This window comes from Vibrio fluvialis (assembly GCF_900460245.1).
GTDB lineage: Bacteria > Pseudomonadota > Gammaproteobacteria > Enterobacterales > Vibrionaceae > Vibrio > Vibrio fluvialis.
Genome location: NZ_UHIP01000002.1, coordinates 1,476,179 through 1,503,092 on the forward strand (window position 1 = coordinate 1,476,179; position 26,914 = coordinate 1,503,092).

The 26,914-nt window shown below is 45.0% G+C and carries 17 protein-coding genes; 1 reads left to right on the forward strand and 16 read right to left on the reverse strand.

Annotated features, from left to right (window positions below):
- Position 1: 1 nt before the first annotated feature.
- The 8 genes from csy2 to DYA43_RS21855 form a co-directional block, all read right to left on the reverse strand.
- Complete coding sequence (csy2, locus tag DYA43_RS21820; RefSeq protein ID WP_061055675.1) at positions 2-889, reverse strand: type I-F CRISPR-associated protein Csy2; 888 nt, start codon at positions 887-889, stop codon at positions 2-4.
- Positions 886-2,181, reverse strand: a complete 1,296-nt coding sequence (locus DYA43_RS21825; protein WP_061055676.1) for a type I-F CRISPR-associated protein Csy1 — start codon at positions 2,179-2,181, stop codon at positions 886-888. The genes csy2 and DYA43_RS21825 overlap by 4 nt, the downstream gene beginning before the upstream one ends.
- Positions 2,181-5,549 (reverse strand): type I-F CRISPR-associated helicase Cas3f, encoded by a 3,369-nt coding sequence (gene cas3f / locus DYA43_RS21830; protein WP_061055677.1) that lies wholly within the window; start codon positions 5,547-5,549, stop codon positions 2,181-2,183. Before cas3f ends, DYA43_RS21825 begins: the two co-directional genes overlap by 1 nt.
- On the reverse strand, positions 5,546-6,535 hold the full coding sequence (gene cas1f, locus DYA43_RS21835; RefSeq protein ID WP_061055678.1) for a type I-F CRISPR-associated endonuclease Cas1f: 990 nt from the start codon (positions 6,533-6,535) through the stop codon (positions 5,546-5,548). The genes cas3f and cas1f overlap by 4 nt, the downstream gene beginning before the upstream one ends.
- A 114-nt stretch (positions 6,536-6,649) precedes the next feature.
- The gene (locus DYA43_RS21840; protein ID WP_474791026.1) at positions 6,650-7,501 is read right to left on the reverse strand and encodes a BrxR family transcriptional regulator; all 852 of its coding nucleotides are present in this window, start codon (positions 7,499-7,501) and stop codon (positions 6,650-6,652) included.
- 327 nt (positions 7,502-7,828) lie between these two features.
- On the reverse strand, positions 7,829-10,114 hold the full coding sequence (locus DYA43_RS21845) for a glycoside hydrolase family 9 protein (RefSeq protein WP_061055679.1): 2,286 nt from the start codon (positions 10,112-10,114) through the stop codon (positions 7,829-7,831).
- A 164-nt stretch (positions 10,115-10,278) separates the two neighbouring features.
- Complete coding sequence (locus DYA43_RS21850) at positions 10,279-11,295, reverse strand: LacI family DNA-binding transcriptional regulator (RefSeq protein WP_061055680.1); 1,017 nt, start codon at positions 11,293-11,295, stop codon at positions 10,279-10,281.
- 103 nt (positions 11,296-11,398) lie between these two features.
- The gene (locus DYA43_RS21855; protein WP_061055681.1) at positions 11,399-14,476 is read right to left on the reverse strand and encodes a GH116 family glycosyl hydrolase; all 3,078 of its coding nucleotides are present in this window, start codon (positions 14,474-14,476) and stop codon (positions 11,399-11,401) included.
- 64 nt (positions 14,477-14,540) lie between these two features.
- Here DYA43_RS21855 and DYA43_RS21860 point away from each other — a divergent pair, with 64 nt between their 5' ends.
- A complete protein-coding gene (locus DYA43_RS21860; RefSeq protein ID WP_061055682.1) occupies positions 14,541-15,482 on the forward strand; it encodes an aldose 1-epimerase in 942 nt (313 codons plus the stop codon).
- Between the two features lie 50 nt (positions 15,483-15,532).
- On the opposite strand, the gene DYA43_RS21865 is transcribed toward DYA43_RS21860, so the two are convergent.
- The 8 genes from DYA43_RS21865 to DYA43_RS21900 all read right to left on the reverse strand — a co-directional run bounded on the left by DYA43_RS21865 (position 15,533) and on the right by DYA43_RS21900 (position 26,861).
- Complete coding sequence (locus tag DYA43_RS21865) at positions 15,533-17,944, reverse strand: glycoside hydrolase family 94 protein (RefSeq protein WP_061055683.1); 2,412 nt, start codon at positions 17,942-17,944, stop codon at positions 15,533-15,535.
- Positions 17,945-18,020: 76 nt separating this feature from the next.
- Positions 18,021-19,112: an ABC transporter ATP-binding protein gene (locus DYA43_RS21870; RefSeq protein WP_061055684.1), complete on the reverse strand. Its 1,092-nt coding sequence runs from the start codon at positions 19,110-19,112 to the stop codon at positions 18,021-18,023.
- On the reverse strand, positions 19,112-20,461 hold the full coding sequence (locus DYA43_RS21875) for a GH1 family beta-glucosidase (RefSeq protein WP_061056080.1): 1,350 nt from the start codon (positions 20,459-20,461) through the stop codon (positions 19,112-19,114). Before DYA43_RS21875 ends, DYA43_RS21870 begins: the two co-directional genes overlap by 1 nt.
- A gap of 10 nt (positions 20,462-20,471) precedes the next feature.
- Positions 20,472-21,278: a carbohydrate ABC transporter permease gene (locus DYA43_RS21880; protein ID WP_370446027.1), complete on the reverse strand. Its 807-nt coding sequence runs from the start codon at positions 21,276-21,278 to the stop codon at positions 20,472-20,474.
- Positions 21,279-21,369: 91 nt separating this feature from the next.
- On the reverse strand, positions 21,370-22,359 hold the full coding sequence (locus DYA43_RS21885) for a carbohydrate ABC transporter permease (protein WP_061055686.1): 990 nt from the start codon (positions 22,357-22,359) through the stop codon (positions 21,370-21,372).
- A 68-nt stretch (positions 22,360-22,427) separates the two neighbouring features.
- Positions 22,428-23,672: an extracellular solute-binding protein gene (locus tag DYA43_RS21890; protein ID WP_061055687.1), complete on the reverse strand. Its 1,245-nt coding sequence runs from the start codon at positions 23,670-23,672 to the stop codon at positions 22,428-22,430.
- 18 nt (positions 23,673-23,690) lie between these two features.
- A complete protein-coding gene (locus DYA43_RS21895; RefSeq protein ID WP_061055688.1) occupies positions 23,691-24,695 on the reverse strand; it encodes a LacI family DNA-binding transcriptional regulator in 1,005 nt (334 codons plus the stop codon).
- A 264-nt stretch (positions 24,696-24,959) separates the two neighbouring features.
- Complete coding sequence (locus DYA43_RS21900; protein ID WP_061055689.1) at positions 24,960-26,861, reverse strand: methyl-accepting chemotaxis protein; 1,902 nt, start codon at positions 26,859-26,861, stop codon at positions 24,960-24,962.
- Positions 26,862-26,914 lie beyond the last annotated feature (53 nt).

Below are 26,914 nucleotides of genomic sequence, written 5' to 3' on the forward strand. Positions count from 1 at the left end.
CTTATTGATGTTCGTTGATAGCGTTAACTTGCTGACAAAGGTAAAGACCGTTTTCCAAATCAGGGTTGTATTGCCAAAGGATGTCATCGAGATGTTTGATTTTGTGCGCCATGACAAATTCACCCAGTGTGACCACACTTTCGGCAAAGCGATGTGGCACTGATGGATCGCGCTGATTTTTAGCCGTACCTAATGGTGAAATGCCCTGAAATCCAGTGGCAATCGGCACAATCCAGCCACTCGTCTTGCGCTGGCTATGCCAAACAACACTTTGGTCTTCAAGCTGCTCACAATGGTGGTGTACGGTGAGGTAACCCAGCAGCGCATCTAAGGCGTCAGCGCCTTGTTTCATTGCTTCAAGCATTAAATCGCGGCGTTCAATCAGCACATAACCTGGCATTAATTGGCGTAGGACTTGAGCAGTATCCTGTTCCGTAATCACAGATTTAATTGAGGGCTTCCCAATGGAAAGAACGTCGCCCCCTGCGACTTTCATCGTCGCGATCACTGCTTGTAACTGCTCGGTAAACTCTGGCTGCTGAACTTGCTCTTCATTGCCACTCCACTCAATGACAAGGGACACATCTAAATGACAGCGTGCTTCCTCGATAAATGCCGAGCGTGAACCATCCTTATCAAGTGGATTGCCAGTACCGATAATTGAATGAACAAAGTCACCTTCGCCTTTATGAGTCTGTACATCACACCTGTGGCTCACTACAGCAGCACTATGCAGCATGAGATCGGATAACCCTGCTTGGCTGAGCTTGCGCTCTAAGGCATGTACAAAGCCTAGCCATGCCGTCATGGCCGGAAAGCCAATGGTAAACGGGCTTGAAAGTGCATTGGCGTTGTGAATTTTAAGATGCGGTAAAATCAATACATTCATCGCAAGTTCTCCTTATTGCTGGCCACCACCTTTTCAATCGCCAACAGCTCTTGATCAGCCAGAGTAATGGGGCTTGTGATCACTTTGCTGCGGCTGTAGTGGTTGATTAAGCCACGGGCAATGTGGCGAGTGATTTTATCGAGCCACTCATCTTCTTGATGACGCAGATCAGCAAACTCCGGATAAAGCCAAATTTTTTGCTCCAAAGGCAACGCACTCGATAATTCACCGGAATACGCTTCAAGAAACAGGCGTACTTGCCACATTTTTTCAATCACCAAATCAACGTATTGCTGAATGCGATAGTCACGGCCATCGCGGAGATTGACGTTGTTGTAGTCGGTTTGAAAGAGTCGATGCAGCGCTTCAAGCACCTCTTTGGCTTGCCAAGCGGTAAAACTCTCTTTGAAAAAATCCGTTCTCGGCAGACGAATATCGCGAGGTGTTAACTCCGGTGGAATAGAGGCTAGTAAATGTGCTTTACCTGCAAATTTATTGTTTAACACACTTATATTTGCGGGTTTAGTTCCACCAAATCCTATCGTGGTTAGGCCAAAGGTTTCTTGGTAACCAACGGGATGAAACCGATTTACTTTCTTACGCTCTCTTGCCTCGTTCGCTTCATTACTAAATCGAAGGGCATCAAGTCGTTGTCGGAGCTCAAATAAGTGCCCTGAATGGGTCAATAAAGAAAGTAAGTGGTACTGCTGATCTGCGACCGGAAAATAAACCTGCTTGATTTTTGAGTTCGTAGATATTCCTTCACTTGTACTTTTAATAGCTAAGAAGCTTGACCGGAGTTGTTCATAGTCAACACCTTTAACTGTTAAAAGCGCTCTAGCTACTTTAGTTTCAGACTCGATGTGTTTAAGAACACTCATACCATCAGAAAGAGTAACGCGAAGAAAATCTTCAGCGGCCAACGCGCCAGCGTCTCCAACTGAATCAGTCAAATCAAATCTCACATTGCCAGATCTGACAAAACCATCATTACGTTGATTTCCTTCAAATAATACAGGAGATACAAATGTGCCATCCTTAATATTTGTTTTTCCAACACCTGTACTTGGATGGCTAAATTTACTTGGATGAGTAGTTAACGCCCTACTACCTATTCTACGCGCCGCATCAGGCAACCAATTGTCTAATAGAAAGTTTTGCTCACACTCCTGTTGTTTTTCCAATACTTCTGTATCAGACATTGCTGCACTGATGTTTTTCTTTAGCCATGCTTCTTTACGCTCCGCAAAAAAGGCAGCTATTGCTGGATCTAACACGCGACTCCCCTCCATTATTTAACCTTAACCAACCCTAGTTGGTCGTTGTAGCTGTATTGCTGATTACCTTCACGGTAGACAAAACTGATTTCGCCATAGCGCACTGAGGTGGCTAACTCCTGCTCAGCGCTAGCGCTGTATAAACTGACTAGCTCGCTGTAATCACGCTGTAGCCAGAGCTTCTGTTGCTGCATTGGTGGAAGCAGCAGGTGTTTAATATTTAACACTTCATCGATTGAAGGCATCTCCTCGTCAGGCAAACAAAACCCGATACTACGCGCTTTTTTGACTAAATAGATTTGCACTGTAGGTTCACTTTTACGAAAGCGTTTGAAGTATTGCGGCAGTGCGGTAAGCCACCAGTAGCCGTGAATATGACCATGCAGATGCTCGTGCCAACATGACTGCGGCGCACTGTTGCGACGATTACGGCTGTATCTATCCTGACGACTAGTATTGGCTTGCTGTGGTTTGCCAATTTGATCGGGGCCAAGGGTTTTCGCGGTGGCAAAGTGCTCTAAATCCGCTAAGTTGTTGCGCGGTTCTAGCACGGCTCGCTTTTGAATACGGACAATGGCATTAACCGCTTGCAGTAGCGACTTTTCATCCACCAACTCAGATAAATCATGAGTGGCGAGCTGGGTGGTGCTGTCTGTTTCATAACCGGGATGATTAAATACTCGCTCAGCGCCGCCCCTGAAGCCTTTGACGTTGTATTGCAACAAGCCAATATTGGGCTCCTGAATCTCGCCATCGCGATGCCTGCGCACCCGACCTGCCATTTGAATAATCGAACGAAAAGATGAGGGTTCAATCACCGCCCAGTCAAAGTCATGATCACGCCCCACTTCTTCAACTGGGGTGGCAACCAAAATAAAAATCAGGTTTTTCGCTTGGCAAGTCGTTAGGTGATCACGAATAACGGGATGAGCAAACGCTTCGGGTAATTCTCCCGTTTTCTCTTTGCGCTTGAGTACTTCATCCAAATGCTTTTCTTGCTCATGGCGCAGCAACAGCACCTGCTGGCTGTGATAAGCCATGCAGCGCACCTCGGTATCGGCTGGCCAATCACAACTGAGTAGATATTGGGTTAATTCGACGCAAGGTTGAATATTGGCCACCCGAACCACACCAAACGACACCCTGCTTTGGCTTTCTGGCTCTAAGGTGTTGTGGTGCTGGTGTTTAGCCAAAATAGCTTGTTTGACTATCTCGAAATACTGTTGTTCTAGCGGCTGATCGTTTTGTTTAATACATGGAATGATATCGGCCTTTCTCTTCGCGACCTGCTGTTTTAGCTTATCTACGCGTTTAGACACAAAGCGTTGCTGGAAAGCCTCATAAGCAGCTAAATCAGCATCATCGCAGCCCACCATCTGAACATCGGCGCTAAATTCATCGACATAAACACAATTAACAGTGCTGACCCGATCACGGCTGGCAGCAAAGACTTTCCATCCTTGACGATAGGCATTGTATAAACCCAATGCTAAATCCGGCGGTATGGTGGCCGAGGAAATCATCACTTTGCGCCCCAGCATGCCTGCCAAATGCACTAATCGGCCAATCGCAATCAGATCGTCGCCGGTAAAGTCGTCAATTTCATCAATCACCAAGTCTGATGACATTAAACGTAAACAGGGCAGAATATAGCGTCCACCACGCTTGGTTTCAGTCGCGGCCATGATGTGATCGATGGTGCAAACCAGTACTGGGGCATACAGAAGTTTTCGGTCTTTTTCTTTGGTTAAAACGGTCGTGAGTTCTTCTTCAGGCAGCACACCTTGCCAATCCAGAACATCGTTTTCATCTTGAAGACTCTCCAAAGACTCAGAACCAGCATCCGCTTGTTCAGGTTCAATGTCGTCTTTTTCAACCGCCTTACCCGATTTATGCAACTCCGAAATGGCTTTAGAGCCAATCAGTACTGCTAAATCGCTCTCTTGCAGTTTGAGTCTTTCCTTATATTCGTCTCCGGTTTGCAAAGTGAGTATGCGCAAACCCAGTGCCAAGATAAATCGTAGGCTTTCACCCTCTTCAGATAACGCCTGCATAATTTTGGCGTTGGCGATGGTTTTGCCACAACCGGTACTGGCCATGTTCACCACAAAATAGCCTTGGCTTTTATCTTCCGTGTGTTCACGCCACTCATTGATTTTGCGTACCGCTTTGTCTTGCCAACGGAATGCTTTAGGCGTGTTGGCCTTAGGTGCCAGCTCGCCAAGCTCGGTGGCTTTGAGCGGTTCGGTTTCAAAAAACGGCAATAACTTCACTGTGTTCACCGCGACTTTAGCGACATTCACTAAGTGCTCATCCAGCTTTTGTTTACGTGCTTTGGTGCTGGGATCGGTGTTGGCATACAGATCTATCGACGTTTTCCATTGATGATCATTAGGCTGTGAAGAGTAATAGTGGTCACCTAACATCAGGCACAACCGAGCATGGTGTAGAATCCCTCGCCAACTACCATCATTGATTGCCTGATCGAGTAAAGGTAGATGATGCAATAGATCCTTGGCACGACGTTTAAGTTCGGCAAGCCAAATCGAGGAATTAGAAAGCAGCCCCAACGGAAATTCAAAACATTTCGGCAGCAGTGCGTTGTACTCATCAAAGCGGTTTTCATAACCCCATGCCGGGGTAATTCTGGCAAGTAAGTCCGAAAGCGACGAGTTATCGACTTCTCGTTGTCTATCACACAAGTCTTTCTCTTTGGGTAGAGGCAGGCGGTGATGAGAAACGATCAGCCAAGCGATCAAAGCCGTCGCTGTCGGTAATTCGGCAAGTGCCTTCTCTTTTTGTAACACGTTGGTGTTAAAGCAAGTTTCATCAATGCCTTTATCAATCAATGAATTTAGCCAAACCTCATCAAGACGTTCATGATTTTGATTAGAGATCCATTGTTGAAACAGCAAACAAGATATCCACTCATGGCGTAGCGGGTCACCTTTATGCTTGTTTTTAATTTCTGGATTTAACTTTTCCTGAAAAAGTAAAGAGGCTTTACCCCAATCGTGCAGCAAAGCGGCCATTCCGGTTATCGCTTTAATCAGGGGTAAATATTTCCAATCATTTTCAAATTCACTGTTCAACAGGTCTTTCTCTGTACTGTTTACTGGCACATATCCCTCTGCATTAAATTTCTTCTTGTTCCCCACCACCCACAAAAACTGGCTGCGCGAACGGGAGCGGATCCAGTGGCAACTCACCGCAGTGCTGCGGCTGGCGGTTTGGCGAAGCATTTTTTTCACCGTGAGTAACCCTTCTTCGGTGATGAGGGTTTGCCAAGTGTTATCACCAATGCGGTTGGCGAAGGCATCGAGTACACGGCGGGTTTTCTTGAGGGCGTTTTTCTCGCATTGACTGACAAAGGTGACCATCATAATTGGTGTGCCTCGCGCTCTTCTTCCTCTTTGCCTTGCAGTGCGACGTGTTTCACTGTGTCGAACATGAAGTCGAGCGCTTTGTGTTCGATAAAGGCTTGCAGAATTTGTTGGCGAAACTCTTGTTCGCTGGCGTTCTCTTTGGCGCAAACAAAAGCCCACGGCAGCACAATCGCATCTTTGATTAAGTCCGCGACATCAAATACCAAGGCACCACGGCGGGTTTTGCCATGCATGACGGCAAAGCCGTGCGGAATACCAAGCACCCACAAGCAGCTTGCCGCAAGCCCGTAGGCTAAATAGTTGCCGTGATTGAGAAAATCGTTGGCTTTGTCTGTGCATTTTTTATCCGGCTGATGCTGGCGCGTAAAACCTTGTTTGCCTGTGTTATTGGCGGCGTATTTGTACAGGGCTTTGGTCAGGTGCGCTTCAGTGAGCAGCAGATCGGCTGGTTTACTCGCGGCTTCAGTACGTTGGTGGAAGGTATCAAGGGATTGGTTTATTACTTCATCTTGCAGATTAAATTTCTCAAGCGTTAACTCTCGGTCTGATCGCCAAACGCGTTGCAAGTAATCAATCCGTGCGTTTTGAAATTGTTTGGCGGCGGCCAAGCGCTTTTCATCATCAAACCAGAATGAGAGCCAGCCTTGTAAGTATTCTGTCGGGCGGTATTCGCTCTGCGGCGTGAACCATTCCACCTCGCAAGCCATGTGCAGTGGCGTACCGCCGCCGCCACAAAACCCGACCAATACGCCAGCCTGTGTGAGCATGCGCATGGCGGCTTGAGTAATTGAAGTACCGTTGCCAAGCATGAGTACGGTGGTGTTGGCAATCGGAATATTGAAGTAGAGGTTTTCTTTGTCGGCTTCGGTCAAGTAGAGCACGCGGCCATCTTTTTGCATCACGCGGCAATATTCCAAGTAATACATATTGGCGCGCTTTGAGTACAGGATGACTTTAAGATCAGAGGGTGAGAGATCGTCCATTTTTTGCTCCATGCTTAGCGTTCATGCATCTACTTTATGCATCTGTTTCCTAAGCTCAATCCTGCGCATTTATTCAGGTAAAGTAACTTTGCCTAAGCGTGGTTTGGCTGAGTGTTAACGTTCAAATAACCAAGGTTTGACGTCGCGTGGATTAACCAAAATCAGTTGTTGGGCTTCTGGCGTGCCTTCGAGATAGTGGGTTTTGACTTGCATCTCTTTGAGCAGGTAATCAACCAATGCGGCGCGTGTGGTTATACGCAGTTGTCCGTTTTCCATTTGGTAATCGTGGGCGATGACTTCTTTTTGCTCGTCATTTAAACGTGGATCAGGGGCGAAAATTAAATCCACCTGCGTATTCCAAACCCGATCATCCTCTTTGGTATGCTCAGAAGCATCGAGCAACTCAGCATCACCACGGCAGCGACTTAAGACCAAATCGCGGTAGTCCTGTGATTTTTCACAGTAACCACGGACATGCCAACGTAAACCAGTTTTGACAAAGGTATGGGGGTGAAAAATTCTTCCCTCCCATTCGGGATTGGACAATGAAACATACCCAAGCTCAACACGTTTTTGCTGGCGAATCGCCTCCGTTAACGCTGCAATAACCTGTGGCGCAACATAGCGCTGTGGAACTGAGCAGTATTCACCCAGCGCGGTATTAATTGATGACTGAGGCGCATAAAACTGACCTGAGCTTAACCACTGTAAATAACGCTCTAGTGAGTTTTTGGGGGCTTCGGATAGATATTGAGTGCTAAATTGATAAGGACCTGAAGCCATCTTCTTTAATCGTTCAGGATAATCTTTTTGGTAGGCTCGAATATCCTGATAGGCTTGTTGACGGGTAATCGAAAATTGATCGACCAGATCTTTGTTGCGAATATAGCCTTGCCACAAGGCAAGCATTTCCAAAAACCGATGCCGTTCTTGAAGAGTGTGTATGGCCAAATTAACTATATCCATCGATCAATAAGGAGTAAAAGCTAACATAATCAGTAAGATTAATTCGTGATAACTGATATATTACATATCGAAGCTCGTAATTTTTATAAACAAAAAACAAATTCTATAGTGAAAAAGCTTATTAAGCTTCCTCGCGGATTCCAACACATTCAACTGCTCTGACCTGCCCTCTTTCCCCAAGAAAGTTCTATAGTTATGTATAACGCTAGGTTTTGGCAATCGAACCTAGCGTTTTTATGTAGTGGTTGTAGTGGTCAACAAAGATCACCTTACTTTGGACTTCCCAAAAGAAAACGTAAGGCGATCTATTGATATTATTACAGTTTATTAATTCAATTGCCCCTCATCCAAAGTAGTAGCAACCCAAACTAAAGGAGCATTCCAGTTAATCGTGATCTCATTGAACGACCACGCATTAATGCTGTCTCTATAGCAGGTTTGGGCCACACACAGCCCCTTCATTGGAGCAGCCACAGGATCGCTGTAACTTGTTGAGTTTGGTCCACCCACTAGCGCACCTGGTGCGGGAGCTGGTGAGTTTTCATCAGCGGCATGCGCCCAAAAACGGTGATGAGGGCTCTTAGCTGCATTGGAACCGTAACCCGTGATGTAAGAGATGTTCATTGGGTTAGCGCCAAGTAAGTAATCCATCGCATTTGCAGCCGCTTTCACATACTTAATATCGCCAGTGAAATCATTCGCATAAATTAAGAAGATAGCTCGGTTTAAAAAACTTGAGTTCGAGCCCCATGGGTACTCTTCTACCGTGTAAGGAATGTGGTAGCCCTCATTCTCAATCTGACCCACAAAGTTATCAGAGGTGGCGATTAGGTTGTTTCTTGCTACTTTAATCTGATCGTCACCCAGTCCGTTAGGAACTACCGCCAAGCTTATCGTCGCTAAAGGCGCTGTGTACCCCCAGAACATTTCACCATCAGCTTCAATGTTGCCTTTTGGTGTCTCTAGATAATGAGGAGAAGCTTTCAGTGCTTTAAGGTACTTGCTATCACCTGTGGTGATATAAAGTTCACTTGCAGCCCAGTAGAACTCGTCTGAAAGCTCTTTATCATCATAAGGACCTGATCCAGTGAAGTTATCATAGGCAAGAATATAAGGATTTTTGCTCGCAGCTTCCCAAGCTTTTTGCGCTGCATTCAAACAGCTTTTCGAAAAATTAGGATCAATCTCTTTCCAAATTCGGGCACATTGAGCACCAATCGCAGACAAGTTCAACGTTGCCGCTGTCGTTGGGTAACCCACATATCGCTTCTGGGTGTCCATATGCGGTGGCAATGGCATCCCTGTCCAAGCTTCATCAGCGACTTTATGAAAAGCCATACCTTTTGCGTCAATCTTAGTCAGTTTAAGTGTTTTATCCCCAGACTGGTCGCCAACAGGAACTGTGACGGGTTTGTCACTTTGGATCTGCATCGCTAACATGAACTCGATATTCCAACGGGCTTCAGAGAGCAAAGGATTCACACCGTTTCCAGCTTCAGGGATTTTCACCTTCCCTTCGGCAAAAGGAATAGGTGCGTTATCTAACCATTTACCTCTTTCAAACAGGTTCAACAGAGTCCAGGTTGAGATACCGCTGTTCACTGTGTACTTACCGTGGTCACCTGCGTCATACCAGCCACCGGTTACATCAACCGAAAAATCACAACCTGGCCATTTATTGCCCCAGCTGTCCGTCTTATCAAAACAGGTAACCACATCGCTCATATGGCCGCCCGGACGCGCCAAATCGTCACGCTGTACTAAGGCTTTATCGATATCGATACCACTGCGGTTTTGATAGAAATAAGACAACGCATCGTACTTCAACTGGTTGTAGATATGTTTGTTGATGCTGAATGGGAAGCTCTCGTCTTCGCCAACTTTCACTTTCAAACCACTCATATCCGATTTGTAGTTTGATAAGTCAATACGGTGGATAAACTCACCTGAAGCCTTATTTAGACCAAAAACTTCCGTGCTACCCATATCGATATTGATATTACTGCTGTTGGTTAACACCCACTTTAAGGGCTCTTTAGATTCATTAGCGACAAATACAAACTTATCGGCTTGAGGAAGATAACCAACTTGGTTGGCGCGAACAGAGTTTATTTTAAGGTTTTCAACATATTTCTCACCCACGACTGAAACGTTGCTGACGCATACTTTTCCCTTTTTCTGTGCTCCCATTTGGAACTGGAACTCAGTTTTAACATCGCTTTCAACAGCATGATTGAACCTAAACTTATAACTCTTCTTCTTCGGTGAGACTTTTGTCTCATCAACAAAATAATTGGTATAAGGAGGACCTTCATGCTGAATAAGGGTTCTCATCTGAGTATTCACGGTTGCATACGCATCAAATGAAACCTGATAGTCTGCGTTATTGGCTAAACCAATGCCGCCTTGGCCTAAAATTACATTCCACGAGTTTTCACCCGGGTTTCTAATTTCGACGCACGCTTCGCCATTATTGATTTTTACATCTGCACCAGCATTCCACCAGCCATCCATACTACCGTCAAATTTACCGTTAATAAGCTGCTCATTTGCATAAACAGAACACGATGAAAGAATCAGTATGGTTGCCAGTGAGAGTTTGAATTTGTGCATAGTTACTCCTAGACATATGAATTACAACACTGTGAAAGTAAGCGATTTCATAGCGAATAATTTGATGTCTGTGCACAAAAAAAATGCTCTAAAAATGCCTATTTTTACCTTCGTGATACTACTAACACTTGCCTCTGAGCGTATGAATCTGTTTCAAGAAAATCTCATCGATAAATCGACTTGGTAGACTGACGAACGATAAGATCAATCGGAGGTAATCTCACTTCGTGTCGCTCTCCGGAAAGCAAATTCAGCATAGATCTCGCACATAAAGCACCAATTTCTTCTATTGGCTGGCGCAAGGTGGTCAATGCCGGTGTGAAATATTGTGAAACGGGTAAATCATCAAACCCAATCACCGAGACATCTTCTGGTACTTTATAACCATGGTCAGTCAGCGCTTTGATCGCGCCATAAGCCGTTAGATCATTGGCTGCAAACAGTGCTGAGAAATGCACTTTTGATTCGATTAATTCCACAGTCATTTGATAGCCGGTTTCTGATCTAAAATCGCCCTGCTTAATCAGCTTAGGATTAGGTTTGATATTCGATTCAAGCAAAGCTTTTTTATAGCCTTTAAGACGAGCTCTTGAGTCTGGTTGACTCTCTAGCCCTTTAATATGAACGATGTTCATATGACCGAGTTGTAACAAGTGCAAAGTAGCAATATAGCCACCCATCACGTTGTCCAAATTGAGTGAACGGATGTTTTCTCCCTCGATGTTGTAGCCCACAGCTACCACAGGGATTGATTCCGCGGTTTTCAAAATCATGTGTTCACTTAGGCTACCAGTCACGATGATGAGACCGTCAACTGAACACTTCATTAAGTACTCAAGCGCATTCATCTCCAGCTTGTTCTGCCAATGTCCGGTTGCCAGAACTAAAGAATAGCCCTGTGCCAACAGGACTCGTTCCATATCATTGAGAATGCTACTGGTGTACGGGCTGTCAGGATGCTGTACCAGGACACCAATCGTCATAGAACGGCGACTTTTATCCTGCTGCATCTGGAAGTTTGGCTTGTAGCCAAGAGTAGTGATGGCTTGTTCGATCTTATGACTCTTCTCTTCCGCAACAAAGGTCGTTCGGTTCAAAAAGCGTGAAACGGTGCTGGGTGATACACCCGCCAATTTTGCTACATCATAAACAGTTGGAGCTTTATTCTTTTTGTTGGTCATAAGACTTACCCCCTCGTTCTTTTTTATAAGTATATGAAGCATAAGGTGGGATTGGCTTTTACACTCAATCCCACAGATTCTACCTTTGAACTACCTAATCACTCTATCTATAGAGATAGGCGTAGATCATTCCAGGACGGAAATAACGTCCGGCTGTGTATTTCAAACCGGTACTCAACAACCAAGTGTGGAGATCACGATAGTCGACGTTTGACGGTAGTTTGGACAAACTCAGCGCAAACTCCTCAATATTTTGAGTCAGCTCAGGATTCACCCGACCATCAGCAAACAAGTGGCCAACCTTCTGTAATTGCAGTAACAACTCACTCGCCACCTCTGACTTCAGGTCAAAGCGTTGTGCAATGTCTTTGCCGCTTACAGTAACAGAGCAGTTAAACCCTTCTGGAGCTGCAAAAGGAATTTTTGCCATGCTGTAAAGTGCCTGATATACCGTGTCCATCAAACATTCTGCTTGCTCTTGTTTACCCGCAAGACGCAGTGCAGTCGCAACACTAAACTGAACGCCAATCCAAACATCTTGCGCCTGAAACGCATCGTGAGGTCTACCATCTGCCAGCGTCATATTCGCAACCCCCAATTTAGGGCTGTTGCTAACAAAGTTGGTTTGATAGATAAAATCTAGCGTACGTTCAATGCGCGATGAATCAAACAAGCCCGGTAAATCGACCTGTTTCAGATAGCTGTCCGCCAATAGTGCGTCACCAAAACTGTTGTCGGAATCCGCTTCTAATTTGGCAAACTCAGCACTGAATGCTTGCGGCGCTAGGTCGATCAGTCGTTGTTTCTTAGCCAAACGTTGGTCGCGCTTGCTGACACTACTGTCTACGTCGTAAGCATCTAAATAAGCGTTGACCAAGCTAGCATCATGTACAGTATTACCCGTCAGCGTTAAGCCAAGTTTTTCAAGTGATTCAAACCCGTTTCCAGTTAAATGCTTAGCCTGTATTGGTGTAATGAAGAAATGGTAGTAGCCTTTTTGCTCATCCCAAAGCCCGCGCTCTAATGTTTCAAGAGCTTCCTTAGAACGTTGTGTATACCCCTGAGCCAGCTCTTTCTCACCAACTAACAAAGCCAGTTCACTCGCGGCACGCAACCCTGCTACCCATAAGCCACCACAGTAGATTGAAACACCATGAGAAGCAAGATTGTCAAAGGTGTCATCAGTGCCGCGGGTCAAAGGCAGAGTATCTCCATCTTCAATAAGATTGGTCAGATAATCGATACTCTCTTTCACGGATGACCAACAACTTTCAACCACTTCTCGGTTGCCCGTTTTTTGCCAGTGGCGATACACCATCAGAATGAATTTAGGCGCTAAGTCTTTCCACTCTTTGACGTTATGCCAACTGTAAGCGTCTGGCTCAATATCAAAAGGACTGCCCAGATCGTGAATGACCGCCCCACGTTCAGCTCTGCTTCCCTGATATTTCTCGTCCACCAGCTCTGCATAAGGCTTATCTTCATATTCCCAGTAGCGTCGCAGCTTTTCGTCACTGTTTAAGATAGCTTTGGCAAAGTGTTTCATTACGCAGCCATCAAGCTCTGGAAGCAGATAGAGCAGAGAAAATGAACCGTAGAAATACACATCCAGTGAGTTAAAAAATGGGTAATCAACACACTCTTTCACCAGAAGTACGTTTTCCTTATCCCATACCGTAGATTCCGCTAGGAAGGACAAGCTGTTCATCGCCATGGTGGCGAAACGAAGCGCACTGTCATTATCAACAAAGGTTTGGCTGGCATTATCAAGGAACTCGAGCTGTTGGCTGATAATGTTTTGTTCGATCTCGCTCAGTCTCGGTAAAGTCTGGTTGAGAATAGATTGCGCTCGCGATTGAGCATCAAAGTAACGGGCATAAGCTTTTTCACTTTCCCAACCATCCAATAAGATTTTGCTGTGATCCATCACTTGAGCAAATCGAAGTGCAATCGTCTCACCAGGTTTAAGAGTTACTTGCACACAGACCAAAGCACTTAATGGCTCTCGACCACTATAGATACCACGATCAAAATGCGCATTGGTACGGCCTGTTTTTAATGCTCGCTCAACTTGTTGGTCCGCTTTGCTGCAGTAGACCTGAGGTTTGACGGTCACTGTTACTTGTTCAGCCGCTACCCCATCAAGTTGGGTATGCACGCCATACAAGACCTCACCAGAGATATCGCCATCATAAGGTGAGTTCGATGTCATACTCACGCCATGGAACTCAAAACCAGCACCAGAGATAGTTACTGGCTGATGTTGTTGGCTAATGGCATTTTGAACTAAGTGACAACAAGAATCCTGAACACCTTCACGTGCTTTCTTATAGGTTGAACCAATCAAATTGCGTAACGGTTGAACCAAGGTGACAAGCTGAGTTTTGTCACTACGGTTACTCATCTCGAAGTGGTTCCAGTGCATCGGCAAGCTACAAAGCATTTGGTCGTTTTTCACAATAGGTGAAATGACCTGACGCGTTAGCGCAACAGACTCAAGCCCTTGATATTCGTACTCTGCGATCGGATAAAGAGCACGGTACTCTATGTCGCTTGGATCAATAGATTCAACGCTTGAACCATTATTAGCCGTCAGCGACAGAGCTCGTGCCGAGTTGTTTACCAATAAACCATTGAAGAAATCGATCACAACAAGCAACTGGGTTTCAAGACTAGAAGGATCGTTGGTGATCGCTTGTTGGGTTTTATCGGAAAATTCAATCTGCCAACGTTCAAAGTTGGATTTATTATTTAGATAGAACAAGCCTGAACGCAAACAATCCTTTATTCCAGAAAGAATATAACTTTTATTATCGGCATGATGAATATCAAAAGAAAAATCCGCAGGATAATATTTCAAAAACAGTAACAACTCACCAACATTTGGTATATCCAAATTATCCAGAGAGTGTTCATCCATCACAGAAAAATAAAAATCATTAAAGTGAATACTTTCATACTCACAGTCAACAAATATACCTGGAATAAAGCTAAAGTTTGGGGTGTTACCTTGCGGGGTTAAGGTAAATGTCGACCCTATACCACCCACAGCCATCCCTGTATTGGCAGGAGTTGTTGAGATCGGGGTATACCAAGGCTGAAGAAACTCAACGGCATTCCCTTTACTGCATAATGCACCAGCTTGACCTGAATACGATGTATATGGAATTTTATTTATCATAATTTCAAATCCAATATTGAATATTTAAACTCATCCTTTAATATCTAAAAAAAGGAGAATATTTATGTTTAAATTAATTAAAAACAATTTTGGGGAACTCAATTCCACAACCATATTAAACTCTGAACTTGGAATTAAAGTCGATATTATTCAAGACTTCGGTGCTATCATTAATCAATATCGAGTTAACCACAGTCCATTTTCATTTATTGTGGGATACCAAGACAGCCATGATTTAATTCAATCTCATCCTTTCTTTTCGCGTAGCGCAAAGCTCTTCCCCTTTCCAAATCGCCTAAAAGCAGGCCAATACCGCTATAGACAACGTGATTACACACTGGCAGCCAACTTTCCATGGTCTGAGCATGCAGTACACGGTTTGCTCTATAACCAACCTTTTAAACTGGTCGCGCATGAAGCCAATAGTGAATACGCCGAAGCCACATTTCGCTTTGAAACCACTAAATTAGCGGATGGGTATCCCTTCGCGTTTCGCCTTGATGTCCGTTATCGGATTGATTATCAAGGAACCTTAAGCTGCAATACGACTATTACCAACTTAGGTACCGAACATTTCCCATTTGGAGACGCATGGCACCCCTACTTTTCTCTCGGTTGTGACCTCAAACATTGTCAACTCACTATGGCGGCTCATACCGAGCTCGAACACCAACACGATTTACCTACCGGGCAATATCTCTCTAGCAACGTCTTCTCTACCCCAACTTCATTGGAAGGCGTTAACCTCAATAACTGCTACCAGTTCAGTGACTCATCAGAGCAAACTCTTGAACTGATACGTGATGATAAGAGCGCTTCTTTGCAGTTCAACCAAGGCAAGGGCTACTCGTTCGTGCAACTCTACACGCCTCCTTCGGAGCCTAGTATTGCGATTGAGCCAATGACCTGCCCTGCTGATGCATTCAATAATCACATTGGTCTACTGGAGCTGGCTCCAGAGGAAACCGTTCAATTTGAGTGGCAGTGCCAAGCCACATTTGTCTAGTTCTATTGACGAGTTCAAAAAGTGGGGAGCGCAATGCTCCCCCTCATTCACTAGCCGAGTCTTACCTCTACTTGATGTTCACCTTCAGTAAACACTGGCACTTTGTTCCCTGCTAGGACTTCACCATTCACGCGCAACTCCGCCACACCTTTACTTACTTTGTCTGGGTTGGTTACGTGAATATAGTAGGTAGCACCACGGAACTGGCGTGTAACGCGAAACTCTTTCCAATCAGATGGAATACAAGGATCAACAATCAAACCATCAATGTCAGGACGCACGCCCAAAATCCATTGTGTTCCGGCAACATAAGTCCACGAAGATGTGCCCGACAACCAAGCGTTTCGGCCAAGACCAAACTGCGGATGCTCATCACCAAGGATGTTTTGCGGGTAGCAGTAAGGTTCTGATTCAAAGATATCAATCACATCATTCTTTGATGCTGGGTTAATTTGGCGATAGTACTCGTAGGCACGATCACCGTTACCCATTTTCGCTTCAGCAATCATCACCCACGGGTTTGAGTGGAGGAAAATACCGCCATTTTCTTTCGCGCCCGGAGGGTAAGTTGAAACACCACCAAGGTTCGGGTTAAAGCCATTGTAACCAGGGGTTGAAAGCTTAATACCGTTTGCCGTATTGAGTTTGGTGTATACCGAGTTAAGCGCCTGAGTCGCGCGATCTTGCTCAGCAAAGCCTGCAATCACTGGCCAGCTTTGACCATTGGTATAGATTTGGCCCTGCGCGTTGGTATGAGAACCGACAGGTTGTCCCTGCTCGTCAAAGTAACGAACAAACCACTCACCATCCCAGCCACATTGGTTAACGATGGCCTTCATCTGCTCATACTGTGCCTGATATTGCGCGGCACGGTCATCTTCACCACGCAAGCGGCAGAGATCGAGCATATCGAGTAGCGCTTTACCGTACATGCTGGCAACCATTAGAGACTCAGCACCTGTTGGCAAGTTCACCGTATCGTTCCAGTCAGCGAAACCAAGCAGTGGCAAGCCATGTTGACCAGTATTACCACGAGTGAATTCAATCGCGCGGCATAAGTGTTCCCACACGCTCGCCGATTCAAGCGGTTTGCCTTGCTTATCTTTTTGATAGAACGGAATTAGCTTATCGAGAAACGCTGCATTACCTGTTTCTTTGACGTACTGCGTTACTGCATAAACAATCCACAAGTGGTCATCGCCGTAGTAATCAGGGCGATCTTCTTCTTCACGAGAGTCACCTGCGTTCGCTTCCATCGTAGATGGGAAGAACTGGTGCATCGCTGAACCATCAACGTTTTGTACCGAAAGCAGACGCTCGATAAATTCGCGCGCTTCTTCAGGCATATGAGTAATTACACCAAGAGTGTCTTGCGAAGAGTCTCGGAAACCAATGCCGCGAGCACCGTAGCCAAGCTGATACAAAGACAAATAGCGTGACCAGTTTTTCGTTGTATGACACTGACGCGGGTTGTGAATGTTCAGCATTGAGTTCATTGCTGGATCAGGCGTTTCAACCTGAACTGCCGCAAGATAGTTGTCCCAATGAGTAGCCAGAGCGTCAAACGCCTTATCCACTTCTTGATGATCACGATACTTCGCAAGCATAGATTCAGCTTGTGCTAGGCTCGGCATTTGCGTTAGCTGTACAACGGTACGCTCGTTCTGCTGTGGTGCTAACCAACCTAAACGCAAGTTTAATGCGCCAATGTTGTCACCACGCAGACATTCACTATTACCCAGGTCAGCAGTAAACAGTTTTTCAGGCGCAGCCCAGCTGCCATAACCCATATTGCCAAGGAACTTCTGGCGGTCACCATCAAAAGAAGTCGCAGGGCGATCCGCCGTCATCAGGTTTACCGCGTAGTCGCGTTTCATAAAGGCATACTGCTCTAGAACTGTATGTCCAGACGCTTGTTGATGCGCTTTCAAAGTCATGGTTTGAGGCACCCAGTCTGCGTTAACCAGTTGTTTTAACGCGTCAAAATGGGTGAACTCAAACACAGGCACAACATCTACATGTAGCTCTTCATCACTTATGTTAGTGACTTTGATGTCTTCAAGTAGCACAGGAGCATCTTTAGGCACAAACAAAGTAACTTCACATCGAACGCCATAGCCTTCTGAAATGATTTTTGTGTAAGAAAGACCAGTGTGGTTTTCGAACTTTTCCAGCGGGTTTAATGTTGGCGTGTAAAAAGGTGAAAATACTTCAACGTTACCTTCATGGTTAGTCACTTTCAGATAAACAGTAGAGCCTTTGAAGTCTGAGTTTGGCAGTTGAGCAATGTATTTGGTGATGCGGTTCAGCGCAGGGTCACCTTTACATAAAACAACACCACCGTTACTGTCAACCAAACCACCAAACTCCAGTGTACCTACATAGTTACACCACTTAATCGGTGTACAAGGAGTGGTGGCGATATATTCTTTATTGTTATCGTCAAAATATCCGAATTTCATATCACTATCCTTAGCTCCCATACGCGTGGGAGCTAACTATTAAATTGATTCTTGGGTTTTGTATTTAGGCTGGTTATTAGTGAGCCAGTGATTTTTCACTCAACGCGTCAAACAAGTGAATAGCATCCAGGTCAACGTAAAGCGTCTGTTCTTTGCTCTCTACTTCTGCTGCTTGTGTTTCTACAGTCAAAGGTTGACCGCTCACTTCTGTTCTCAGCAAAATGCTCGCTCCTAGTAACTCTTTGTCTTTAATCGTTACCGGAATTGGCAACACACGATCATGATCGACTTGCTCTGGACGTAAGTGGATATCGGTTGGTCGAATACCAAAGTGCAGCGCAAGGTTCTTAGAAGCATGCGCTTTAAAGCGCTCAGGGAGTGGAATCTTCACATCACCCAAAAGAATAAAGTATTCATTCTGCTCACTAATCAATTTTGCATCTAGCATGTTCATTGACGGGTTACCGATGAACTGAGCAACAAACTTGTTTGCAGGACGTTTAAACACTTCCGTTGGAGTACCAACCTGTGCCACATAACCATCTTTCAGAATCACGATACGATCAGCCAATGTCATCGCTTCGATCTGGTCATGCGTTACATAGATAGTGGTTGTTTTCAGCTCACGGTGTAGTTGTTTGATCTCTTCACGCATCACACCACGTAGCTTGGCATCAAGGTTAGACAACGGCTCATCAAACAAAAACACTTTCGGCGTACGTACCATCGCGCGGCCCATCGCAACACGCTGACGTTGACCACCAGAAAGTTCTTTCGGTTTACGGTCCAGTAGCGCTTCTAGCTCCAGCATTTTGGCTGCTTTGCGAACTTCTACGTCGATGTCAGCTTTATTCATTCCTTTAAGCTTGAGAGCAAAGGCAATGTTCTCATACACCGTCATATGTGGGTAAAGAGCGTAGCTTTGGAACACCATCGCCAAATCGCGATCTTTAGCGTCAATCTTGTTCATCAACTTATCGTCAACATAGATTTCGCCAGAAGAGATGTCTTCAAGCCCCGCAAGCATACGTAGCGTTGTTGATTTACCACAACCAGAAGGACCAAGAAAAACCACGAATTCGCCATTATTTACTGTGAAATCAAAATGCTTAACTACGTCCACATTTCCAAAAGACTTTTTAATTTTACGAAATTCTACTTTAGCCATCACTTGTTCTCCTCGGCGCGCTCTAGAAGCATATTGCGGTACGCAACAGCGCTCTGCTTCAATGTTCTTTTCTGGGTTACATAGTCAACATGGACGATGCCGAAACGCTGTTCATAACCAAATGCCCATTCGAAGTTGTCCATTAGACTCCAAGCAAAATAACCATCGACACGAACACCAGCACGGATAGCTTGATCAACAGCTTCTAGGTGAGACTGGAAATAAGCAACACGTTGAGTATCAACCACAACACCATCACGTGACTCGTCATTACATGCGGCACCATTTTCGGTGATGTAAAGCGGTGGTAAGTTGTCATAGCGCTCTTTAAAGCGGACAAGAAGATCTGTAAGCCCTTGCGGATATACTTCCCAGCCAATGTAAGTGTATTCAGCACCTTCTGGTTTCACGTTTTCAATGTCACCATGCTCGTTATAATGAGCTACACCTCGGCTGTAGTAGTTGATACCGATATAATCCACAGGTGCGGAGATAATCTCTAGATCACCTTTTAGTACCATTGGCATGTTCGCTGCGTGGCGTTCTTTCACCAGAGCCGGATACTCACCCTTGAGTACAGGATCGACAAACCAGTGGTAGTTTTCTGCTTCACAGTAATCAGCCGCGCTTTGATCTTGCTGTGTTAATGGATAACAAGGGGAAGCGTTAAAGACGACTCCATGTTGTGATTCTGGTGCATTTTTACGCAGTATCGGCATCGCTAGACCATGACCTAACATCAGATGGTGAGAAGCTAAGAAACCTTCTTTATCACCTTCAATGCCAGGCGCATGTTCCCCCCAACGGTAGCCTAGGAAAGCCGCAACAAAAGGCTCATTTAGAGTGGAGTAGACATCGATCTTATTACCAAAGTGCGCACTGACTACGTCCGCATACTCAGCAAATTTGTACGCAGTTTCACGGTTCAGCCAACCACCTTTGTCTTCCAGATATTGAGGAAGGTCCCAATGGTAAAGCGTCACATAAACTTTCAAACCGCGAGCATGACACTCATCGATGATCTGCTCATAGAACTTAAGACCTTCAGGATTAACAACGCCGTCTTGAGGCAGGATTCTTGGCCATGCCATTGATAAGCGGTACGCATCCACACCTAGATCTGCAATCATTTCGATATCTTGCTTCCACAAGTGATAGTGGTCACAAGCAACATCTCCGCTGTCACCTTTATCTACTTTACCTGGCATCTTACAAAACGTATCCCAAATAGAAGGAGAACGACCACCTTCATTAATACCGCCTTCGATCTGATAAGAAGACGTCGCGACACCGAAAACAAAATCTTGAGTAAGTAATGCCGAATCCTTCGGCAGTTGATATTTATTTATTGTCATTTTTTTAACCTTTTACTGCACCGGACGTTAAGCCACTAATCATCTGTTTAGATGCAAAGAGATAAGTCACAACCAGAGGAAGAATCGAGATAGTAGTGCCCAACATTACTGCTCCCCAAGGAGTATTAGGAATACCTTGTACACTTCGTAGTGCTTGCGTAATCACGTAGTTTTCTGGTGAGTTCAGTACCACTAAAGGTTGCATAAACATATTCCAGAAGAAGACGAACTGAACGATGGCCAGAGTGGCAAGGGCTGGTTTCATCAAGGGTAATACCACGCTCCAATACGTTCTGAACTCACCCGCACCATCCAGTTTTGCCGCTTCCAGAAGCTCTTTTGGAATCGAAGCCACTGCGTGCTGACGCATCAGGAAAATACCAAATGGAGTGGTAGTAAATGGAAGCCATACCGAAATATGGTTATCCAGCAAGCCTAGGAATTTAACGATCATGAAATACGGGATCAGGCTTAACACTGGCGGAATCATCATCGAACCAACCAACATGCCAAACAGAATGTTTTTGCCACGGAACTTAAATACCGCAAAGGCATATCCGCCCATACTACAGAACAGCAACGAAATGGTTGTTCCTAGGAACGCAACGTAAATAGAGTTGAACATCGCCTGCCAAAACGGCATGATCTGTTGCAGTTTGGCGTAGTTAATAGCAAGGCTGTCACCAATAGCAAAACTGATTCCTGTACCGAAGATCTCCCCACGGTCACGCGTCGAAAGCAGAGCTGACCAAATGAATGGAAAGACAGTGATAACGGCTGACACAATCAGGACAAGAGCCAAAACAACCATCAAGATCTTAGTGAAACTTTCAAGCGCTCGGTCACTAGGCTTAATCGAAGCCAACAACGACGAGTTTGATGTAACAGATTGAGTCGTCATGTTATTGCTCCCCCAAACCTTTTTTACCGAAGAAGAAGAATTGAACCATGGTACAAGCGGCAATCAGCGCAAACAGCAACCAAGAGATAGCTGACGCCGTCCCCATTTCAAGCCATTCCCAGCCCACTTTGTACAAATACATAGAGATAGTAAGACCAGCCTGACCAGTACCGCCGCCGCCGCGCGTCAACACGAACGGTTCTTCAAACAACTGTAAGTTACCAATGATGGTCATAGTGACAGCGAAGAAAACAAACGGGCGAATCATAGGTAGTGAAATGTTCCAGAAGCGACGTAGTGCGTTAGCACCGTCCATACGGGCAGCTTCAAGAATATCTTTTGGAATCGTCATTAAGCCTGTGGTGTACAGTACGATGTTGAAACCTGTGTACTTCCAGAACACCATGATAGCGATAGATGGCTTAATCAAAGTTGCATCATCCAACCAGCGAATTGGCTGGAAATCATTCACCCACGCAAATGCCCAACCAAACAGTGAACTGTCTGCCAGCGCCATCAAAGTCTGGTTGATGATGCCTGAGTTTGGTGAATACATGTTGAAGAAGATCAGTGATGCAGCAACCGTAGAAGTGATGTACGGAAGAAAATACGCTGATGTTAACCAATGACGGATTTTATCCCCCATCGAAACAAGAATGTACGCAACCGGAATGGCAATTAAGTGCTGAGCTAGGCCAGATGTAATCGCTAACCAAAAGGTATTTTGCAGAGAACGCCATAGCCATGGGTCTGTGAGAGCAATTTGGTAGTTTTCAACGCCCACATATTCCATCGCCGCTAACCCTTCCACAGGGTTCCACGAGTGAAATGACAAGAAAACAGAAAAAAGTAACGGAAAAATTCCAAATACAGAAAAAATAACTAAAAACGGCAACAGAAACGAATACGGTGTAAGCGCTTTCAAATTCAGGCGAGAAAAAAGGCTTTCGCCGCCTGATGTTTTCGCTGAGTTACCTGTAGATTGATTCATAGTAACAACCTCTTACCTAGGGAGGCGTAAGTAACGCCTCCCAAAATTAACACAAGCTTTACTTTGGCTTACATATTTCGTGTACGACGTTTAATCAAGCGCTCAGCTTCTTGAAGCGCAGTCTTGATATCTTTGCCTTCGTCTAACACTTCCATCAGTGCATTTTCTAGAACGATAGAACGCGCCACGTGGTCACCTTTCGCTGGCGCAACAGGCTTGATATTCTTCGCCACTTCAGCAAACAACAAACGCGCTTTCTGACCACCTAAGAATGGTATTTCTTCTTCGAACATAGGGTCATCGTAAGTGGTTACGTTGGCAGGGAAAGCTGCGATAGTTTCAAAGTGTTTAAGCTGTACATCACGACGAGTTGTCATGTATTCAATTAGCTTCCACGCTTCATCTTGTTTAGTTGATTGGGTAGGGATAGAAAGGAAAGAGCCACCCCAACTGCCGTAGATACCATCAGGTAGGTGAGATACACCCCATTTGCCTGCAGTTCCCGGAGCAATCCAGTTGTTTAAGTGGCCAAGTAGCCAAGCACCAGATAGCTGAGTTGCGAACGTACCGTTACGGAAGCCTTCATACCACTCGTTTGACCAAGCCAGAATTTTGCCATCTAAGCCTTTGTCACGAATTTTCTTCGCAACTTCAAACGCGTGCACAAAACGCTCAGAAGTGACCACTGGGTTACCTTCTTTATCGAAGTACAGACCTTCGCCTTCAGGTACAGTAGTAAAAATAATGGCTTGCGCGACGTCAGATGCTGAAGCAATCAATTGAATGTTTTTCGCTTTTAGCTTTTCACCAGCCGCAATATATGAATCCCAGTCTTTGATCGCTTCATTCAAGTCGATCCCTGCATCTTTAAAGATATCTGTACGGTAGTACATTACACCTGGGCCAAGGTCGACAGGCATACCGTAAACTGAGCCATCAGCACCTTTACCTTGTGCCCAAGCATACGGAGCGAAGCGTTCAGCATATTTATCAGCACCGTATTTTTCAGACAAGTTAACTAAACCACCAGACGCTACAAACGGGCCGATTTTCTCTACATCCACAACGATCACGTCACCAGCACCTGACCCCGTTGCAAGGTTAGTCGTTAGCTTAGTGTGGTGGTCACCATGGTTGTTCATCAGATAATCAACCTTAATGCCCGTTTCTTTCTCAAAGTCAGGTAGCAGTACTTTCAAGCTGCTATCAAAATCAGGGAAACCATCAAAACGGATCTGGTTATCAGCTGCGGTTGCCGTTGTCGCAACTCCCAGTGCAATCGCACTCGAAAGTGCTAAGGTATTAAACTTCATGCTTTATCCTTAATGTAGTTATAGGGTTCTCGTTATATCCTTGACTGAATCTCGCACTACTAACGCAGGGTTGAGTTTGAAATTCACATCTTGCTTATTCTTGTTAAGCTTTTGCAGAGTGAGCTGCACAGCCTCAATGCTCATCTGCTCAATTGGAAAATTAATCGTGCTTAAAGAGGGAGTGAGATAACGAGCAAAAATGTTATCGTCAAAGCCCACAAGTGAAATATCACCAGGAATGGAATAACCGGCTTCCCGTAACACCTCAAATGCTCCAAACGCCATGTGATCATTTGACGCAAAAATCGCAGTGAACCGACAGTCCCTTTTCAGCAATTTCTTCGTTGCGATAACACCTGTTTCTTCCGTAAAGCCTGCTTCAGACACCAGTGCTTCGTTATACTCCAACCCTGCATCTTCCAAGGCTCTTCGATAACCTTGTAAGCGTCCTCGAGCATCAGATTTGTCTAAAGGCCCGGTAATACAAGCGATCTTGGTATGGCCTTTCTGCAACAGATATTGTGTCGCGAGTTTTCCCCCCAGCTCGTTATCAATATCAATACAGCTTCGGGACATCTCTGGAACAAAGCGGTTCACCAAAACCACTGGAATGCCCTGCTCTTCCAAAGAGATTAAGTAATCATCACTCAGATGATGAACATGGAGAATCAATGCATCGACTCTGCGCCCTAGCAGAAACTCCACAGACTCGCGTTGTCCATGTTCCTTATTGGAACCAGCGGTCACGATGGCATGGTAACCAAAGCGACGTAGGTTCTCTTCCAAGCAATGAAGCATGCCCGAATAAAAGCCATTTAGTTCCGGAACGACAATTCCCACGCTGCCAGTACGACTCGATGCTAAAGCCTGAGCGATAGAGTTAGGACGGTAGCCCAGTTCTTTAATCGCTTTTTCGACTTTTAGCTTTTTATCGTGACTCACACGACTAGTACCATTAATCACTCTGGATACTGTCGCCTGAGATACCCCCGCATGCTCAGAGACGTGTTTAATTGTTGCCACCGATACCTCAATACTACTTTTGTTGAAAACGCTTACAAGCTAAGTATTCCGTAGTTAGTGGGTGTAATGAGTGAGTATGGTCACACTAATTTTTTGGAAAAAATAGAGCTTTCATAAAAGTAGAGAGCTCTTACAATTTCACCCTCACCCATGAAACAGTTTCATGAAACTGAATTTTCCTGTTGAACTTTAGTAGCTATTAATATTCTTATTGAAAACATCAAAATATCTAAAACGACAACATTTAATTCTTATTTATACGACTTATTTATTTCTTTCTTTCGGTCGCAAAACAAAACTTTCCGTCAATTCAAATTGAATTTCAGCCAATCGTTCGAGTTTTTCACCATGATCTGCCACTTGGGTTGAACGCTGTAAATTCTGCTCGGATAACGAATGAATATGACTGACATTTTTCGTCACTTCGCTGGCAACGGATTGGTGAACAATTGTTGCAGAAGCGATTTGTTGACTGCGATAAGATACTTGATTAAGCAGTTCATGCAGCTTCACAAAGCGCCCATTAACCTGCTTGGCTTGCTGCATGCTTTGGGTCATGCCAGCAAGGCAATTGGAAATCTGCTTGCCAGCCATCTCCGTTTGTCGCTGCAAGCGCTCAATTTTATTTTGAATTTCCTTCGCGCTATGGGTAGTTTGAGCCGCAAGAATCCTGACCTCATCCGCAACCACTGAAAATCCTCGCCCATATTCACCTGCGCGAGCCGCTTCTATCGCAGCATTCAACGCGAGTAAGTTGGTCTGTTCAGAGATACCAGAAATGGTATCCAAAATAGATCCAATGCTGATACTCTCTTGTTCCAGAGCTTGATTCGTTGTCGTGACTTGATTTAATTCTTGAGAAAGTCGCTCCAACATAACCACATTCTCAGTCATATCCGTTTGCGCCTTACTAGAGTGCTTAACCGCTTCAGTCACTAAGCTAAGTGTGTGCTCAGTCGACTGTGCAATATCCGTCACTGAACATTCAATTTCTTCCATCGCGGAAGCCACTGATACAGTTTGCGAAGTTTGCTCGTAAATAGCGTCATTGAGCTCAGTACTGATACCTTGATTAGTTAATGACGTGCTGTTGAGCTGTGAACTTGACTGACGTATGCGTTCAATAATCAGCGATAGATGACGAACAACGAGGTTGACCTTTTCCGCCACTTGTCCAAATTCATTATTTACCGAATACTCCACTTCCTGAGTCAAATCTTTAGCTGCAATTCGATTTAAAGCATTCAGCAAAAGTCCGGTCGCTTTACGCACCATATTGGTAAAACTCAGCACCAGACATGCGGTAACAAAAATGGATGCCAGTGAGATAGCAATAAACAGCGAACGAGTCTCGCTCGATGCTTGTCTTGCTTCATCATAAAGTTGGTTGGCGATTTGGTTTGCATAACGGGAAAGGTTATCGACGTTCGCCAACTGAGCATCAATTTTTTGCTCTAACTCAGAGCGTAATTCTGCGAGATCCTCAGCTTGTTCAACTACATCAACATGCATCTTGACAGCGCCTGTTGGTTGGAAAGTGAGTTGTTTAAGTATGGATAGTGGTGTTTCAAGCGAAGAGTAAAGCCCAGAGTGTTTTTTGAACAGTAGTTGTTCGCTCTCTTCAAGGTATCGCTGGCGATTGGTCAGGCGACGCGCAACGGAGCGGAGTTCCGTCATATCTTGCAACTTGAACACTTCATTAGCTTCGTTGTTTAACAAACCAACTTGGTTGGTGAGTCCATCCAAAGCTTTTAGCGTCTCTTCCGAATCTGCGCTGCTGCGTGCGAGTTGTAGCGCATTTCCCAACTGAGTAATGAGTGATTGGAACTGAGACTGTAACACATAGCTCTGGTCTAACTGATCTAAGTAACTGGCATGTGCGTCAATAACAGCATTCAAAACAATTAATACCTGCTCACCCTGCACTGTGATTGGCTCTACGTAATCGTACAAGTCTGGGCGTTGCTGTGTTTGAGCAACAAACCAACGAAGCTGAGTATTATAAGTCTCGATATTGGCTTGAATTGACTCAACAAAGGGCGGCAGTTCATCCAGATATTGCGCCGATAAATACGGAGTCAAACTGCGGTTAATGTTAAGAAAATCAATGGTAAGCTGCGCTGAGCGAAGCATCAGCGGCGTTGCATCTTGAGTGATAGATTCCATCTTAGCCGTAACGTTCTGGTTACTACTGACAGATAGCCATGCAGACCCGATCA

What these genes read in the sequence shown, in the direction of transcription:
- csy2 (WP_061055675.1), bottom strand. Translation starts at nt 889, where the DNA reads ATGAATGTATTGATTTTACCGCATCTTAAAATTCACAACGCCAATGCA.
- DYA43_RS21825 (WP_061055676.1), bottom strand. Translation starts at nt 2,181, where the DNA reads ATGGAGGGGAGTCGCGTGTTAGATCCAGCAATAGCTGCCTTTTTTGCG.
- cas3f (WP_061055677.1), bottom strand. Translation starts at nt 5,549, where the DNA reads ATGATGGTCACCTTTGTCAGTCAATGCGAGAAAAACGCCCTCAAGAAA.
- cas1f (WP_061055678.1), bottom strand. Translation starts at nt 6,535, where the DNA reads ATGGACGATCTCTCACCCTCTGATCTTAAAGTCATCCTGTACTCAAAG.
- DYA43_RS21840 (WP_474791026.1), bottom strand. Translation starts at nt 7,501, where the DNA reads ATGGATATAGTTAATTTGGCCATACACACTCTTCAAGAACGGCATCGG.
- DYA43_RS21845 (WP_061055679.1), bottom strand. Translation starts at nt 10,114, where the DNA reads ATGCACAAATTCAAACTCTCACTGGCAACCATACTGATTCTTTCATCG.
- DYA43_RS21850 (WP_061055680.1), bottom strand. Translation starts at nt 11,295, where the DNA reads ATGACCAACAAAAAGAATAAAGCTCCAACTGTTTATGATGTAGCAAAA.
- DYA43_RS21855 (WP_061055681.1), bottom strand. Translation starts at nt 14,476, where the DNA reads ATGATAAATAAAATTCCATATACATCGTATTCAGGTCAAGCTGGTGCA.
- DYA43_RS21860 (WP_061055682.1), top strand. Translation starts at nt 14,541, where the DNA reads ATGTTTAAATTAATTAAAAACAATTTTGGGGAACTCAATTCCACAACC.
- DYA43_RS21865 (WP_061055683.1), bottom strand. Translation starts at nt 17,944, where the DNA reads ATGAAATTCGGATATTTTGACGATAACAATAAAGAATATATCGCCACC.
- DYA43_RS21870 (WP_061055684.1), bottom strand. Translation starts at nt 19,112, where the DNA reads ATGGCTAAAGTAGAATTTCGTAAAATTAAAAAGTCTTTTGGAAATGTG.
- DYA43_RS21880 (WP_370446027.1), bottom strand. Translation starts at nt 21,278, where the DNA reads ATGGTTGTTTTGGCTCTTGTCCTGATTGTGTCAGCCGTTATCACTGTC.
- DYA43_RS21885 (WP_061055686.1), bottom strand. Translation starts at nt 22,359, where the DNA reads ATGAATCAATCTACAGGTAACTCAGCGAAAACATCAGGCGGCGAAAGC.
- DYA43_RS21890 (WP_061055687.1), bottom strand. Translation starts at nt 23,672, where the DNA reads ATGAAGTTTAATACCTTAGCACTTTCGAGTGCGATTGCACTGGGAGTT.
- DYA43_RS21900 (WP_061055689.1), bottom strand. Translation starts at nt 26,861, where the DNA reads ATGGAATCTATCACTCAAGATGCAACGCCGCTGATGCTTCGCTCAGCG.